Source organism: Duganella guangzhouensis, from assembly GCF_009674535.1.
Lineage (GTDB): Bacteria > Pseudomonadota > Gammaproteobacteria > Burkholderiales > Burkholderiaceae_D > Rugamonas > Rugamonas guangzhouensis.
The window spans coordinates 122,704-136,285 of the sequence record NZ_WKJK01000004.1 but is presented as its reverse complement, the minus strand read 5'-3'; the positions used below and the strand labels follow the sequence as shown (position 1 = coordinate 136,285).

13 protein-coding genes are annotated in these 13,582 nt (G+C 61.0%); 7 read left to right on the top strand and 6 right to left on the bottom strand.

Going from position 1 to position 13,582, the window contains the following annotated elements:
* Window positions 1-5: 5 nt before the first annotated feature.
* Together GJ699_RS09280 and glmU are read right to left on the bottom strand one after the other, a co-directional pair.
* Window positions 6-518 (bottom strand): sigma-70 family RNA polymerase sigma factor, encoded by a 513-nt coding sequence (locus tag GJ699_RS09280; RefSeq protein ID WP_154375902.1) that lies wholly within the window; start codon window positions 516-518, stop codon window positions 6-8.
* Between the two features lie 392 nt (window positions 519-910).
* Entirely contained in the window at window positions 911-2,275 is a 1,365-nt protein-coding gene (gene glmU, locus GJ699_RS09275; protein ID WP_154375372.1) for a bifunctional UDP-N-acetylglucosamine diphosphorylase/glucosamine-1-phosphate N-acetyltransferase GlmU, read from the bottom strand.
* A 26-nt stretch (window positions 2,276-2,301) separates the two neighbouring features.
* Here glmU and GJ699_RS09270 point away from each other — a divergent pair, with 26 nt between their 5' ends.
* The 5 genes from GJ699_RS09270 to GJ699_RS09250 all read left to right on the top strand — a co-directional run bounded on the left by GJ699_RS09270 (window position 2,302) and on the right by GJ699_RS09250 (window position 5,440).
* On the top strand, window positions 2,302-3,198 hold the full coding sequence (locus GJ699_RS09270) for a DUF6279 family lipoprotein (protein WP_229262032.1): 897 nt from the start codon (window positions 2,302-2,304) through the stop codon (window positions 3,196-3,198).
* 52 nt (window positions 3,199-3,250) lie between these two features.
* Window positions 3,251-3,898, top strand: coding sequence for a 16S rRNA (guanine(966)-N(2))-methyltransferase RsmD (gene rsmD / locus GJ699_RS09265; RefSeq protein ID WP_154375370.1), 648 nt, complete (start codon window positions 3,251-3,253; stop codon window positions 3,896-3,898).
* 108 nt (window positions 3,899-4,006) lie between these two features.
* Window positions 4,007-4,498, top strand: coding sequence for a pantetheine-phosphate adenylyltransferase (gene coaD / locus GJ699_RS09260; protein ID WP_154375368.1), 492 nt, complete (start codon window positions 4,007-4,009; stop codon window positions 4,496-4,498).
* Window positions 4,499-4,510: 12 nt separating this feature from the next.
* Window positions 4,511-4,765: a YfhL family 4Fe-4S dicluster ferredoxin gene (locus tag GJ699_RS09255; RefSeq protein WP_154375366.1), complete on the top strand. Its 255-nt coding sequence runs from the start codon at window positions 4,511-4,513 to the stop codon at window positions 4,763-4,765.
* 90 nt (window positions 4,766-4,855) lie between these two features.
* Window positions 4,856-5,440, top strand: coding sequence for a chalcone isomerase family protein (locus GJ699_RS09250; protein ID WP_154375364.1), 585 nt, complete (start codon window positions 4,856-4,858; stop codon window positions 5,438-5,440).
* Window positions 5,441-5,455: 15 nt separating this feature from the next.
* Here GJ699_RS09250 and GJ699_RS09245 read toward each other — a convergent pair whose 3' ends face one another.
* A complete protein-coding gene (locus tag GJ699_RS09245) occupies window positions 5,456-5,623 on the bottom strand; it encodes a hypothetical protein (protein ID WP_154375362.1) in 168 nt (55 codons plus the stop codon).
* A gap of 182 nt (window positions 5,624-5,805) precedes the next feature.
* On the opposite strand from GJ699_RS09245, the gene GJ699_RS09240 reads away from it, so the two are divergent.
* Window positions 5,806-6,789, top strand: coding sequence for a LysR family transcriptional regulator (locus GJ699_RS09240; protein ID WP_154375360.1), 984 nt, complete (start codon window positions 5,806-5,808; stop codon window positions 6,787-6,789).
* A gap of 15 nt (window positions 6,790-6,804) precedes the next feature.
* Here the strand turns inward: GJ699_RS09240 and GJ699_RS09235 are convergent, their stop codons facing one another.
* Window positions 6,805-8,358 (bottom strand): methyl-accepting chemotaxis protein, encoded by a 1,554-nt coding sequence (locus GJ699_RS09235; protein ID WP_154375358.1) that lies wholly within the window; start codon window positions 8,356-8,358, stop codon window positions 6,805-6,807.
* A 61-nt stretch (window positions 8,359-8,419) separates the two neighbouring features.
* A complete protein-coding gene (locus tag GJ699_RS09230) occupies window positions 8,420-8,875 on the bottom strand; it encodes an Lrp/AsnC ligand binding domain-containing protein (RefSeq protein ID WP_008443393.1) in 456 nt (151 codons plus the stop codon).
* A gap of 211 nt (window positions 8,876-9,086) precedes the next feature.
* Between GJ699_RS09230 and putA the strand changes: the two genes are divergently transcribed.
* On the top strand, window positions 9,087-12,740 hold the full coding sequence (gene putA / locus GJ699_RS09225; RefSeq protein ID WP_154375356.1) for a trifunctional transcriptional regulator/proline dehydrogenase/L-glutamate gamma-semialdehyde dehydrogenase: 3,654 nt from the start codon (window positions 9,087-9,089) through the stop codon (window positions 12,738-12,740).
* 122 nt (window positions 12,741-12,862) lie between these two features.
* Here putA and GJ699_RS09220 read toward each other — a convergent pair whose 3' ends face one another.
* Window positions 12,863-13,549, bottom strand: a complete 687-nt coding sequence (locus GJ699_RS09220) for a 5'-methylthioadenosine/adenosylhomocysteine nucleosidase (RefSeq protein WP_154375355.1) — start codon at window positions 13,547-13,549, stop codon at window positions 12,863-12,865.
* Between the last annotated feature and the right edge of the window lie 33 nt (window positions 13,550-13,582).

Genomic DNA, 13,582 nt, shown 5'->3' with positions numbered 1-13,582 from the left:
AGGGTTTATGCCAATGCCAGCAAACACTGCATGAACGCCGCCGCCATATAGCGTTTGACGGTGCGCACGGTCACGCCCAGCCGCAGGCCGATATCGCTGTAACCCAGCCCTTCCAGCTGCGACAGCAAAAAGGCTTCGCGCGCCTTGGGCGGCAGGCCGTCCAGCATGCGGTCAATTTCATGCAGCGATTCCAGGATCAGCAGCCGCTGTTCCGGCGATGGCGTCTGGCAGGGCGGCAGCTGGGCCAGCACTTCCAGATAGGCGCGCTCCAGCGACTGCCGCTCGGCGTAGTTGATCAGCAAACGATGGGCCACGGTGGCCAGATAGGCGCGCGGCTCGCGTAGCTCAGCGCAGCATTGCTCCGGCTGACTCAGCAAGCGGATGAAGGTTTCCTGCGCCAGATCGGCCGCATAGTCGGCGCCATTGGCCTTGCGCCGCAACCAGCCCAGCAGCCAGCTGTGGTGCTCTGCGTACAAATGGCCGACATCGGAGCGGGGCGCGGTGGAGTGCACAGGCAGCAAATATTGGAATGAGAATTATTCTCATTTTAGCATAATCACAATTCCAGCGACGCACGTCCAATTTATCCCATGCTTATCCGCTGGATTTCCAGCCAATTTCCACAGGTTTATACACAGCGATATTTCCGTGAAAAAAGTTATTAGGCGGTTATCCGGCGCTTATCCAGCACTTGCTCAAGTGCTTACCCACAAAGTTATGCACATTTGCTGAAAAAGCGGGCTGCGTGATGGCTAACAGAAAGAAAGCCAGCACTGTAAACCTCGCTTTGGAAAAGTAGCCATGGTTACCCACCTGTTTTCCTGCCCTTACTCAGGCTTTACGCACAAGTTTATCCACAAATGAAAACGGCGCCCGCAGGCGCCGTTGTGGAAAACCGCAAAGTTTCCGCTTATTTTTTGATCTTGACCGGACGGGTCCAGTTTTCGATGGTGACCTGGCGCGGACGCGACACCGTCAGCTTGCCGGCCGGCGCATCCTTGGTCAGCGTGGTGCCGGCGCCGATCGTCGCGCCCTTGCCGACGGTAACCGGCGCCACCAGCTGGCTGTCGCTGCCGATGAAGGCGTCGTCTTCGATCACGGTGCGGAATTTGTTGGCGCCATCGTAATTGCAGGTGATAACACCGGCACCGACGTTGACGCGCGAGCCGATGGTGGCGTCGCCGATGTAAGCCAGGTGGTTGGCCTTGCTGTGCGCGGCCACCTGGCCGTTTTTGATTTCGACGAAGTTACCCACATGCACATCCTCGGCTAGCACGGTGCCGGGACGCAGGCGGGCATACGGACCGATCAGCGACGCTTCGCCCACCACCGCTTCTTCGATGTGGCAGAACGGCTTGATCTGCGCGCCAGCCAGGATGCGGGCGTTGACCAGCACGCTGTGGGCGGCAATGTGCACGCCGTCGCCCAGCTCGACCTTGCCTTCAAACACGCAGCCGACGTCGATGGTGACATCGCGACCGCAGATCAGTTCGCCACGGACGTCGATGCGGGCCGGGTCCAGCAGCGTCACGCCCTGTTCCAGCAGGCGGTTGGCGATGTTGCGCTGGTGGATGCGTTCCAGCTCGGCCAACTGCACCTTGCTGTTGACGCCAGCCACTTCCCACACCGCCGCCGGCTGCGCCGACACCACCGGCACGCCATCGGCCACGGCCAGCGCGACGATGTCGGTCAGGTAGTACTCGCCCTGCGCGTTGTCGTTTTTAATCGCGCCCAGCCATTGCTTCAGCTTGAGGGTAGGAGCGACCATGATGCCGCTGTTAATCTCTTTAATCGCACGTTCGGCCTCGTTCGCGTCTTTTTGCTCGACGATGCGCACTATGTGGCCATTCTCACGGACAATTCGGCCCAGTCCGGTAGGATCATCCTGTACCACGGTCAGGATGCCCAGCTTGTCATTGCCTGCGGCATCGATCAGCGCTTGCAGCGAGCTGGCGCTGGTCAGCGGCACGTCGCCGTACAGAATCAGGGTGGGGACGTTGTCGTCCAATGCCGGCAACGCCTGTTGCACCGCGTGGCCGGTACCCAGTTGCTGTTCCTGGAAGGCGGTGGCGACCGCCTCCGGCTGCTTGGCCAGCAAGTCCTGGACGGCTGCGCCGCCATGGCCGTAAATTACGCATAATCGGCCGGCGGATAGGTTGCGCGCAGTATCCAGCACGTGTTGCAACAGCGGCTTACCCGCCAGTGGATGTAAAACTTTCGGCAGCGCGGACTGCATGCGCTTGCCCATGCCAGCGGCGAGGATAACGACGTTCATAGGTGCCAAATCGAGAGAGTGTGTAAATGCAAAAGTCTAACATGCCCCTGACGGGCCGCCGGACGCTGTACGGCCTGTTCCTGATCGTTCTCATGACCCTGCTGGCGGCCTGCAGTTCGCTGCGCCTGGCTTATAACAACGGCGACACCTTGCTGTACTGGTGGATCAACGGTTATATCGACTTGAACGCGGATCAAAAGGATTGGGTCAAGGACGATATCGACAAGCTGTTCCAATGGCACCGCAAGACCCAGCTGCAGGATTACGCGCAAATCCTGCAAACCGCCCAGCGCCAGCTGGCCGCCGGGCCGAGCCAGGCCGATCTGGAAGCCGACTTCGACGAAATCAAGAAGCGTACCGAGACGCTGCTGCTGAAGGCGGCGCCGGAGCTGGCCGAGCTGGCGCGCTCACTGCAGCCGGATCAGATCGCCGCGCTGGAGCGCAAGTTTGCCGCCAATAACGCTGAGTTCCGCAAGAAAAACATGCGCGGCGATGCCGAGACGCAGCAGCGTTTCCGCTTCAAGAAATCGATGGAGCAATTTGAGCTGTGGTTCGGCAATTTCACCTCCGAGCAGGAAGCGCTGATCCGCAAGGCGTCCGACGCCCGTCCGCTGAACAACGAGATCTGGCTGGACGAGCGCATGCGCCGTCAGAAAAACATCCTGGCCGCCGCACGCAAGGTACAAAGCGAAAAGCTGAGCAAAGAGGCGACCGTGACGCTGATTCAGGGGCTGATCAAGGACGGTTTCAACCGGCTGGAAAATTCCGAACGCAAAGCCTTCTTCGACAGCTACGAGGAGGCCAACACCAAACTGGTGCTGACCGTGATCCAGCTCACCACGCCAGCCCAGAAAGCGCACGCGCAGAAGCGCATGCAGGGCTGGATCGACGACTTCCGCAGTCTGGCGGCCGACCAGCGCTAGGTGGCTCTGTGGTATGATGCCCAGTTGAATCAAAGACTTAGGTCATCGCCACATGCCGAAGAAGCCATCCAGCAAGCCAGCCAAACCCGCCAAAGTTCCGGTCCACGGTCCGCAGCACGCCAACCAGGTGCGCATCATCGGCGGCCAATGGAAGCGCACGCCGTTGCCAGTACTGAGCGCGCTGGGCCTGCGGCCGACGCCGGATCGCGTGCGCGAGACCGTCTTTAACTGGATCAACCACCAGTGCGACGCCAACTGGGCCAAGCTGCAGGTGCTGGATCTGTTTGCCGGCAGCGGCGCGCTGGGCTTCGAAGCCGCCAGCCGTGGCGCGCAATCGGTGACGCTGATCGATAGCAACACCCAAGTCATCCGCCAGCTGGAAGAAATCAAGACCAAGCTGAAAGCCGACAATGTGCAGATCATGCGCGGCGACGCCGTCGCCAGCGCGCAATCGGCCGTCACGCGCGGCCAGCAGTTCGACCTGATCTTCCTCGATCCGCCTTACCAGCAAAGCTTTTTGGAACGCACGCTGCCGCTGTGCGCCAAGCTGCTGAAAGCGGGCGGCATGGTCTATGCCGAGTCCGGACTGGCGCTGGAATTCGCCGACGGCGAGGCGCCGGAATGGCTGGCGCCATGGGAAATTATCCGGGCTGACAAAGCCGGCATGGTGTTCTATCATTTATTAAAATACAAAGCTTAAACGGCCGTATTTGCCGCTAAAACCGCCCCAAATTAAGGCATTTTTAAGGCAACGGCGTTTTTCAGGCATAATGCGCGTTCTATATTGGTGCACTGCAGGAGAGCCGCAATGGTAGTAGCTGTTTATCCAGGAACTTTCGATCCGTTGACCCGTGGTCACGAAGATCTGGTGCGACGCGCATCGGGTCTGTTCGACACTCTCGTGGTCGGCGTGGCCGACAGCCAGAACAAGAAACCCTTCTTCTCGCTGGATGAACGGCTGGAAATTGCCAATGAAGTGCTGGGCCATTATCCGAATGTGCGGGTGGAGAGCTTCTCCGGCCTGCTGAAAGATTTTGTGCGCGCGCATGACGCGCGCGTCATCGTCCGCGGCCTGCGCGCCGTGTCCGACTTTGAATACGAGTTCCAGATGGCGGGCATGAACCGCTACCTGTTGCCGGACGTCGAAACCATGTTCCTGACGCCGTCCGATCAGTATCAATTCATCTCCGGCACCATCGTGCGCGAAATCGCCATGCTGGGCGGGGATGTGTCCAAGTTTGTGTTCCCATCGGTCGACCGGTGGCTGCAGAAAAAGATTGCCGCTACCCGGACCGTCTAAGCGAGTTTTGCCATGGCCTTAATGATTACCGACGACTGTATCAATTGCGACGTTTGCGAGCCCGAGTGCCCGAACGACGCGATCTACATGGGCGCGGAAATTTACGAAATCAATCCGGACAAATGCACCGAGTGCGTCGGCCACTTCGACGAGCCGCAGTGCCAGCAAGTGTGCCCGGTCAGCTGCATTCCCTTCCATCCGGAACACCGCGAAACCAAGGACCAGCTGTTCGCCAAGTTCGAGCTGCTGCAGGCCGCCAAGACCTGAGCGGCCAAAAAAGCATGACCGTGCGGCCAAATGTGCCGCAGCGTCTTTCCCGGGTGGTATAGTCGGATCACCTCACCCCCGGAGACATTCATGAATCGTAGAACCATCCTGCGTACCCTGGCCGCCGCCGCCCTGATGGCGGCGCTGCCCGCCTTTGCCGCGGTCGACGTGGCCGGCGTCAAATTCGACGACACCATCACCCTGGCCGGCCAGCAGCTCAAGCTGAACGGCGCCGGCGTGCGCACCAAGGTCATCTTCAAAGTCTATGCGGCCGGCCTCTATCTGAGCGACAAGAAAACCACGGTGCCAGACGTGCTGGCGGTGCCAGGTCCGCGCCGCGTCGCCATCACCATGCTGCGCGAGGTCAGCTCGGACGATTTCGGCAAAGCCTTCATGGACGGCTTGAACGCCAACACCGCCAAGGAAGAGCGCACCAAGATCCTGCCGCAAATCATGAAGTTCGGTGAAGTGTTCGCGCAGACGCCGGCGCTGAAAAAAGGCGACCAGCTGTCGCTGGACTGGACCCCGAACGAGGGTACCCAGTGCTATCTGAATGGGAAGAAATTAGGGGAGTTGATGCCGGACCAGGCGTTCTATAACGCGGTGTTGCGCATCTGGCTGGGTGATAAGCCGGTCGACAGTTCCTTGAAGCCGGCTTTGCTTGGCGAAAAGTGATGCTGCAACGCGGTATCAGGCATGCGTCGCCAGTTGGCGGCGCTGCAGGCGCTGTTCGCGACTCTGCTTGGGCTTGACCACCAGCACCGCCGCGCGCGCGCAACCCAGCAGTAGCGGCTTGAACAACATTAACAAACCAGCACCCAGCGCGACCAGCAGCGCCAGCTTGATGGCGGCTAGCAAAGAAAAATCTTGTACTAAAGAAAGATAGATAGACATAGGTGTAGCTGTAGCTTTAGAATCAGTGTAACTATAGTGCGGCGCAACATAAGTATCCAATTTCGGTTCCCGATAACAATTATGTGTTTGGTGAATGGACTGTGCTATCGTTATTTCTCCCAACCATTTACTCCCCCTGAGCCGCCATGAGCTTTTTGACGCTGGACCTGAACCTGCTGCGCGTGTTCGACGCCGTGATGACAGAGCAAAATCTGACCCGCGCCGCCGGCCACCTGGCCATGACACAGCCGGCCGTTTCCAACGCCATCAAGCGTCTGCGCGAGAGTCTGGGCGATGAATTACTGATCCGCACCGCCTACGGCGTCAAGCCGACCCCGCGCGCCGAATCCTTGTGGCCGTCGGTGCGCAGCGCGCTGGCCAGCCTGGAAGCGGCGGTGGCGCCGGAAACCTTTGACGTCTCGGCCGCCCACGCCACTTTCCGGATGGCGATGGCCGACGCCACCGCCGCCATGTGGTTGCCTTCGCTGATGCGTTCGATCGAGAGCGAGGCGCCGGGCATCAATGTGCGCATGGTGCCGCTGACCACGCGCGAACCGCGGCCAATGCTGTTGCGCGGCGATATCGACTTGGCGGTTGGCTTCTTCCCTGGTGTGGCGGCTCAGCTGTCGTACGAAACCGGTTCGCCGATCCGCCACGAACGTTTGTATTCGGGTAAATACGTGTGCGTGATGCGGCGCGACCATCCGCTGGCCAAGGTTGAGCTGACGCTGGATAACTATTGCGAAGCGAATCACCTGCTGGTGAGCTTCTCCGGCCGCGCCCACGGCCTGGTCGACGAGGCGCTGGCGCAGCTGCAGCGCGAACGCCGCATTCTGCTGACGGTGAATCAGTTCTTCACCGCCGGCCGGGTGGTGGCCAACTCCGACCTGGTGACGGTGCTGCCACGCCACCTGATCGCCGCCACCGGCATGACCGACGCGCTGGCGCACAAGGAATTGCCGTTCCAGCTGCCGGCGGTCCACCTGGACATGCTGTGGCACGAGCGTGACGCGCGCAGCCCGGCCCACAAGTGGCTGCGCAGCCATCTGGAAAAAATGAATACCCAGACCCAACAGCGCACCATCCCCAATGCGCCAGTGCCAACCCAGGCGCCTGCCTCGGCGCGCTAACGCCGGAATGACGTGCTAGTGGCTGGAGCGGTAGCCGATGCGGAAACCGCCCCAGTGCTTGCCATTCACATAGATCGGCGCGGACAAGTCGTGCATCACCTCGCCGGTATCCCGTTTATACGTCTGTAGCAGGAAAGGCCGCGTGTTCGAGCCGCAGCGCTTGCCGGTGCGATCGCTGAAAATCCGCTTGGTGCGGTTATTGACGATGTCGATGTCGTAGTTGCCGGTCAGCGGCTGGGAAAATTTCTTGTTATGGGTGGGGAAATAGCCGTTGTTATCCACAGCGCCGGCGTAAGCCAGCTGCGGCATCGCCTGCAGCAAGCCTTCCTGCAGCGACGGCAGCACGCGGTCGGTGAAATCGTCAAACTTGGTCTTGTGCTTGGGCGGATCGGTATTCGGAATCGGCGTGTAAGTGCGATCCCACAGCGCCTGCGCTGAAATCTGACCGCTGGCCAGCGCACGCTCGAAGAGGCGGCCGACTTCCGCCGCCGCCCGCTGCGCCGCCTCGCGAATGTCATCGTGCGAGGTGACGATATCCGATGCGCCCAGCGCGCCGGTGATGATTTCCGCCCGTTCCGCCAGCGCCATGGCCGAGGCGGCCGCGCGCGGCAATTCCTTCTCAGTGGACAACAGGCTATCGCGAATGCTGGCGATCGCGTGCGCGATCTCCTCGGTGGTGGCGACATGCTCGCGCGAGGCGCGCGCGATCTGGCCGATCTCATCTTCCGATACGCCCGACGAGCGCTCGATATTGCCCAATAGGCCGTGAACCGTTTCCACATTGCCGGCGGCTTCGCTGACCTTGACCGCCAGCGAGTTCATGCCGCTGGCGGCGGTTTCGGCTTGCTGGTTAATCTCGCGCACCATGGTGCTGATCTCGTCGGTGGCTTCCTTGGTGCGCAGCGCCAGCTGACGCACTTCGCTGGCGACCACGGCAAAACCGCGCCCCTGTTCACCGGCGCGCGCGGCTTCGATGGCGGCATTCAGCGCCAGCAGGTTGGTGCGCGCTGAAATTTCGCTGATGGCCTCGGTAAAGCCATAGATTTTGCGGGAATTGGTTTGCAGCGCCGTCATCACGGCGGCGGCGGTCTGCGCGTCTTCGCGCGCGGTGCGGATGCGTTGCAGGCCGCTGTCGGCCTCGCTGCGGCCTGCCATGGTTTCGCCGCGCACCTGGGCCGCGATCTTGGCGGCGCGCTCGGCATTGGCGGCGATGCGCTCGGTGGTTTCCGCGTTCTGGCTGGAACTGTGGACGATGGTGCCGGCGGTGCCGACATCCAGCTCGATTTTCTTTTTGACCGAGTCGACGAAATACGAGGTTTCCGCCGCGCCGATCATGATGGCGTCGATTTCTTCTCCCACAGTGTGGGCAAAATGCCGCACGCCGCCTTCGTCGCCGCCTTGCCGCGCGGCCCACCAGGTCAGCGCCGCAGCGCTGAAACCAGCTACCGCCGCCGCCACTATTTGTGGCGCACCCATCAGGTCAAACAAGTAAGCGAGGCATGTAGCGCCTGCTGTTGCTCCCAAAATCCACAATCCACGTTGCACCAACTTATGCTGCAAAAGCTTCATCTGTCTCCCCGTTTCTCACAACAGGCGCCTCGGGCGGCTCCACTAATTTATTTCTGTGATGCTATTTTATGGGCAACTTGGTGGTATTCTTAACTTCTTCCATGACAGCGTAAGTGTGGGTTTCGCGCACACCTTTCTGGAGCAGGGTTTTACCCAGGAATTCGCGGTAGGCTGCCATGTCCTTGACGCGGGCTTTGACCAGATAGTCGAAGCCACCGGCGACCATGTGGCACTCCAGCACTTCCGGGATCACCTGAACGCTGTGCTTGAAGGCGTCAAACACTTCAGGCGTGGTGCGGTCCAGCACCACCTCGATGAAGACCAGCAGGGACACATCGAGCAGCTGCGGGTTCAGTTGGGCGGTGTAGCCCATGATATACCCGGACTCGTGCAACTTGCGCACGCGCTCCAGGCAAGCGGCGGGTGACAGATTTACCCGCGCGGCCAACTCCACATTGGAGATACGGCCATCGCTCTGCAATTCCATCAAGATTTTTTTGCTGATCTTGTCTAACATTTCCGGGAACTCCCAAATAAATATTATTTGGTTAAATTGTCTCACTAAAAACAATCTATTGCTAGCCCCCTGCATTACCAGAATTAATCCAGAAGAATACCCTCTACAATCGAATCATTAGCAGTTCACCGAAAATCACGCTCGCCAGCCTCGCTGACCGGGCGTGTTTTTGTAACTGAACTGGCCAAAATTCCTATTCTGAGAGTTCTTCATGCAAGCAGTAAATTCTTCCGGTTTCACCCCGTTCGCCGCCCTGCAGGCAGAAATCCTGCGCGACCCGATTCCCCTGCGCGCCGCAGTGACGGCAGCCTATCGCAAGGATGAAATCAGTGCCGTTCAGTGGCTGCTCGAGCAGCTGAAAAACCACGATGCCGCCAGCCTCCAGCAAGCTCAGCAATTGGCCCATAAACTGGTCAGCCAGGTGCGCGTGCAGCGCACCCGCGCGTCCGGTGTGGATGCGCTGATGCACGAGTTTTCGCTGTCCTCGGACGAGGGTGTGGCACTGATGTGTCTGGCTGAAGCACTGTTGCGTATTCCCGACACTGCCACCGCCGACCGCCTGATTGCCGACAAAATCAGCAAAGGCGACTGGCGCAAACACCTGGGTGAATCGCCGTCGCTGTTCGTCAACGCCGCCACCTGGGGTCTGCTGATCACCGGCAAGCTGGTCGGCACCAACAGCGAAACCGGCCTCGGCTCGGCGCTGACCAAGCTGATCGCCAAAGGCGGTAAACCGCTGATCCGCAAGGGCGTGGACCTGGCGATGCGCATGCTGGGCAACCAGTTCGTCACCGGCCAGACCATCGAGGAAGCCCTCAAGAACGGCCAAAGCAACGAGGCGCGCGGCTACCGTTATTCCTACGACATGCTGGGCGAGGCCGCGCTGACGGAAGCCGACGCCAGCAATTACTACGCCTCGTACGAAAACGCCATCCACGCGATCGGCAAAGCGTCGAACGGCCGCGGCATCCGCAACGGTCCCGGCATTTCGGTCAAATTGTCGGCGCTGCACCCGCGCTACAGCCGTGCCCAGCGCGCCCGCGTGATGGATGAGCTGCTGCCGCGCGTACGTGCGCTGGTGCTGCTGGCAAAGCACTACAACATCGGCCTCAACATCGATGCGGAAGAGGCCGATCGCCTGGAACTGTCGCTGGACCTGATGGAAGCGCTGGCGCACGACGAGGCGCTGGCCGGTTTCGAAGGCATCGGCTTTGTGGTGCAGGCTTACCAGAAACGCTGCCCGTTCGTGATCGACTACCTGGTCGACCTGTCCAAGCGCAGCGGCCGCAAATTCATGGTGCGTCTGGTCAAGGGCGCGTATTGGGATGCCGAAATCAAGCGTGCCCAAGTGGACGGCATGAGCGGCTACCCGGTCTACACCCGCAAGGTCTACACCGACGTCTCCTACCTGCTGTGCGCGCAGAAACTGCTGGCCGCGCAAGGGCTGATTTATCCGCAATTTGCCACCCACAACGCGCAAACGCTGTCCACCATCTACACCTGGGCCAAGCGCGACGGCATCACCGACTACGAATTCCAGTGCCTGCACGGCATGGGTGAGTCGCTGTACGACCAGGTGGTCGGCGAGGACAACCTGGACAAGCCGTGCCGCATCTACGCGCCGGTCGGCACCCACGAAACGCTGCTGGCCTACCTGGTGCGCCGTCTGCTGGAAAACGGCGCCAACTCGTCGTTCGTCAACCAGATCGTCGACGAAGCGATCCCGATCGACTCGCTGCTGCGCGACCCGGTGGCGGCCGCGCGCGAGCAGGGCGGTCTGCCGCATCCCGGCATCGCACTGCCGCTGGACATGTTTGGCGCCGAGCGTAAAAACTCGGCCGGCTTCGACCTGGCCAACGAAAACACCCTGCGCGACATCGCTGAAGCGCTGGCCTCGCCGCGTAACTGGCACGCCGCGCCGCTGCTGGCGGGCGAACTGAGCGCCGGCCAACCGGTGCAGGACATCACCAATCCGGCGCAGCGCAGCGACGTGGTCGGCCAACTGGTGGAAGCCAGCGCCATCGACGTCGAAACCGCGCTGGCCAGCGCCAGCAGCTACGCCATGGACTGGCAAACCGCCGAACCGACGGTGCGCGCCGCCGCACTGCTGCGCGCCGCCGACCTGTTCGAAGCCAACGCGATGGAACTGATGACGCTGGCCATCCGCGAGGCCGGTAAATCGCTGCCGAACGCGATCGCCGAACTGCGCGAAGCGGTCGACTTCCTGCGCTACTACGCCGGCGAAGTACGCGGCAACGCCAACACGCTGGCGCTGGGTCCGGTAACCTGCATCAGCCCGTGGAACTTCCCGCTGGCGATCTTCACCGGCCAGGTGGCCGCCAGTCTGGCCGCCGGCAACGTGGTGCTGGCCAAGCCGGCTGAGCAAACGCCGCTGATCGCGCACCGCGCGGTTGAACTGCTGCATGAAGCCGGCATCCCGCGCGCCGCGCTGCAATTCCTGCCGGGTCGCGGCGAAGTGGTGGGCGCGGCACTGACCGCCGACAGCCGCGTCAAAGGCGTGATCTTCACCGGCTCGACCGAAGTGGCGCAGCTGATCAACCGCACGCTGGCCAAGCGCGCCGCGGCCGAAAACGCCGACATCCCGCTGATCGCCGAAACCGGCGGCCAGAACGCCATGATCGTCGATTCGTCGGCGCTGCCTGAGCAAGTGGTGCAGGATGCGATTTCGTCGGCTTTCGACAGCGCCGGCCAGCGCTGCTCGGCGCTGCGCGTGCTGTTCCTGCAGGAAGATATCGCCGACAAGACCATCAAAATGCTGAAAGGCGCAATGCAAGAGCTGAAAGTCGGCTCGCCGGACCGCCTGGTGACCGATATCGGCCCGGTGATCGATGCCGAAGCGCAGCAAAACCTGCTGGCCCACATCAACAAGATGAAAGCGACGGCGGTCGACCACTACTCGCTGGAGCTGCCGGCGGAGGTCGCCAAGGCCGGCACCTTCGTGCCGCCGACCGTGCTGGAAATCCGCTCGCTGGCCGAACTGACGCAGGAAGTGTTCGGCCCGGTGATGCACGTCATCCGCTACCAGCGCGCCGAGCTGCCGAAAGTGATCGAACAAATCAACGCCAGCGGCTTCGGCCTGACCTTGGGCGTCCATTCGCGCATCGATGAAACCATCGACTACGTGGCGCAAAGCGCCCACGTCGGCAACATCTACATCAATCGCAACATCGTCGGCGCGGTGGTGGGCGTACAACCGTTTGGCGGCGAAGGCAAATCCGGCACCGGTCCCAAAGCCGGCGGTCCGCTGTACCTGAAACGCCTGCAACGCGGCGCCATCACCCAGCCGGTGCACGAACGCCAGGCCACGCCAGCCCTGGATGCGCTGATAGTCTGGGCCAAGCAGAACGGGCAGCAACGCGCGGCCAGCCTGGCCGAGCAATACAGCCGCTCGACGCTGCTGGGGACGCAGACCACGCTGCCAGGCCCGACCGGCGAACGCAACACGCTGGCGCTGGTGGCCCGTGGCGCCGTCGCCTGCGTGGCCGGTACCCTGGAAGGCCTGCTGAACCAGATCGCCGCCACCCTGGCCACCGGCAACATCGCACTGCTGAACGCCACCAGCGCCGCATTGTTGCCAGCCGACTTGCCGGCGGCGGTGAAAGACCGCATCCAGACCGTCACCGGCCTGGAAAGCTGCGAATTCCAGATCGCACTGGTGGAATCGATGATGGCCAAGAGCTTGCACAGCACGCTGGCGGCCCGTAGCGGCGCCCTGGTGGGCTTAATCAGCACCAACGAGGACAACAGCATCCCCCTGTGGCGATTGCTCGCAGAACGCGCCCTGTGCGTGAATACGACCGCCGCCGGCGGCAACGCCAGCCTGATGACGCTGCAAGTAGCGTAAAAAACAAAGCCGGGACCAGTTCCCGGCTTTTTTGTATCCGGGGTCAATCCTCCCAATCACACACGGACTCAACTACAAAATTGTCGAGCTCGTGTTGGATTGGGAGGATTGACCCTGGGTGTTTATTGTCTGCAGAAATTGCGGATCACGTCGAAAGCGTAGCGCGAGGCGACGGTTTTGATGAAGTGCATGAAATCCACCGCCGCGTCGTCGTTGGCGTTGTCTGAGATGGTTCTGATGACGGCAAACGGTATTCCCAACTCGAAACACACCTGCGCCACCGCTGCGCCTTCCATTTCTACTGCTAATAATTCGGGCAACGCGGCTTTTAACGCCTGAATTTGCGTTAATTTGCCGATGAATTGGTCGCCGCTGGCGATCAGACCACGATGTACGCGCGTAATTTGCCCAGCAGCGTCAGCCAGTCTTTCTGTCAATGCAACGTCGGTGGCGAAGCTGGATAGCCCCGTCAGCGGGATTTCAAATCTGGGAAACAGCGGGCTGGCGTCGAAGTCGTGCTGGATCAAGCTGTCGGCCACGACAATATCCCCAACCTGGACGTTTTTATCCCCGCTTCCGGCAACGCCGGTGAAGACGATGTGCGTAACTCCGAACTTCTCCACAAGGATGGCGGCTGTCATTGCTGCGGCAACCTTGCCTATACGCGATAAAACGCACACAGCGTCGATTTCCCACAGTTTTCCGCTCGTGTACTCACGCATGCCGTAAAAGTGCCTGGCGGGGCTCTGAAGGGCTTCTATCAGCCCCTGCTGTTCTTCAGCCAACGCGCTGATGATGCCTAAACGCATATTTTTCCTTCAAATTTGGTTCGCAGTCTGTGG

Bases quoted from the DNA above. Each gene is read 5' to 3' on its own strand.
- glmU (WP_154375372.1), bottom strand. From the start codon at position 2,275: ATGAACGTCGTTATCCTCGCCGCTGGCATGGGCAAGCGCATGCAGTCC.
- GJ699_RS09270 (WP_229262032.1), top strand. From the start codon at position 2,302: ATGCAAAAGTCTAACATGCCCCTGACGGGCCGCCGGACGCTGTACGGC.
- rsmD (WP_154375370.1), top strand. From the start codon at position 3,251: ATGCCGAAGAAGCCATCCAGCAAGCCAGCCAAACCCGCCAAAGTTCCG.
- coaD (WP_154375368.1), top strand. From the start codon at position 4,007: ATGGTAGTAGCTGTTTATCCAGGAACTTTCGATCCGTTGACCCGTGGT.
- GJ699_RS09255 (WP_154375366.1), top strand. From the start codon at position 4,511: ATGGCCTTAATGATTACCGACGACTGTATCAATTGCGACGTTTGCGAG.
- GJ699_RS09250 (WP_154375364.1), top strand. From the start codon at position 4,856: ATGAATCGTAGAACCATCCTGCGTACCCTGGCCGCCGCCGCCCTGATG.
- GJ699_RS09240 (WP_154375360.1), top strand. From the start codon at position 5,806: ATGAGCTTTTTGACGCTGGACCTGAACCTGCTGCGCGTGTTCGACGCC.
- GJ699_RS09235 (WP_154375358.1), bottom strand. From the start codon at position 8,358: ATGAAGCTTTTGCAGCATAAGTTGGTGCAACGTGGATTGTGGATTTTG.
- GJ699_RS09230 (WP_008443393.1), bottom strand. From the start codon at position 8,875: ATGTTAGACAAGATCAGCAAAAAAATCTTGATGGAATTGCAGAGCGAT.
- putA (WP_154375356.1), top strand. From the start codon at position 9,087: ATGCAAGCAGTAAATTCTTCCGGTTTCACCCCGTTCGCCGCCCTGCAG.
- GJ699_RS09220 (WP_154375355.1), bottom strand. From the start codon at position 13,549: ATGCGTTTAGGCATCATCAGCGCGTTGGCTGAAGAACAGCAGGGGCTG.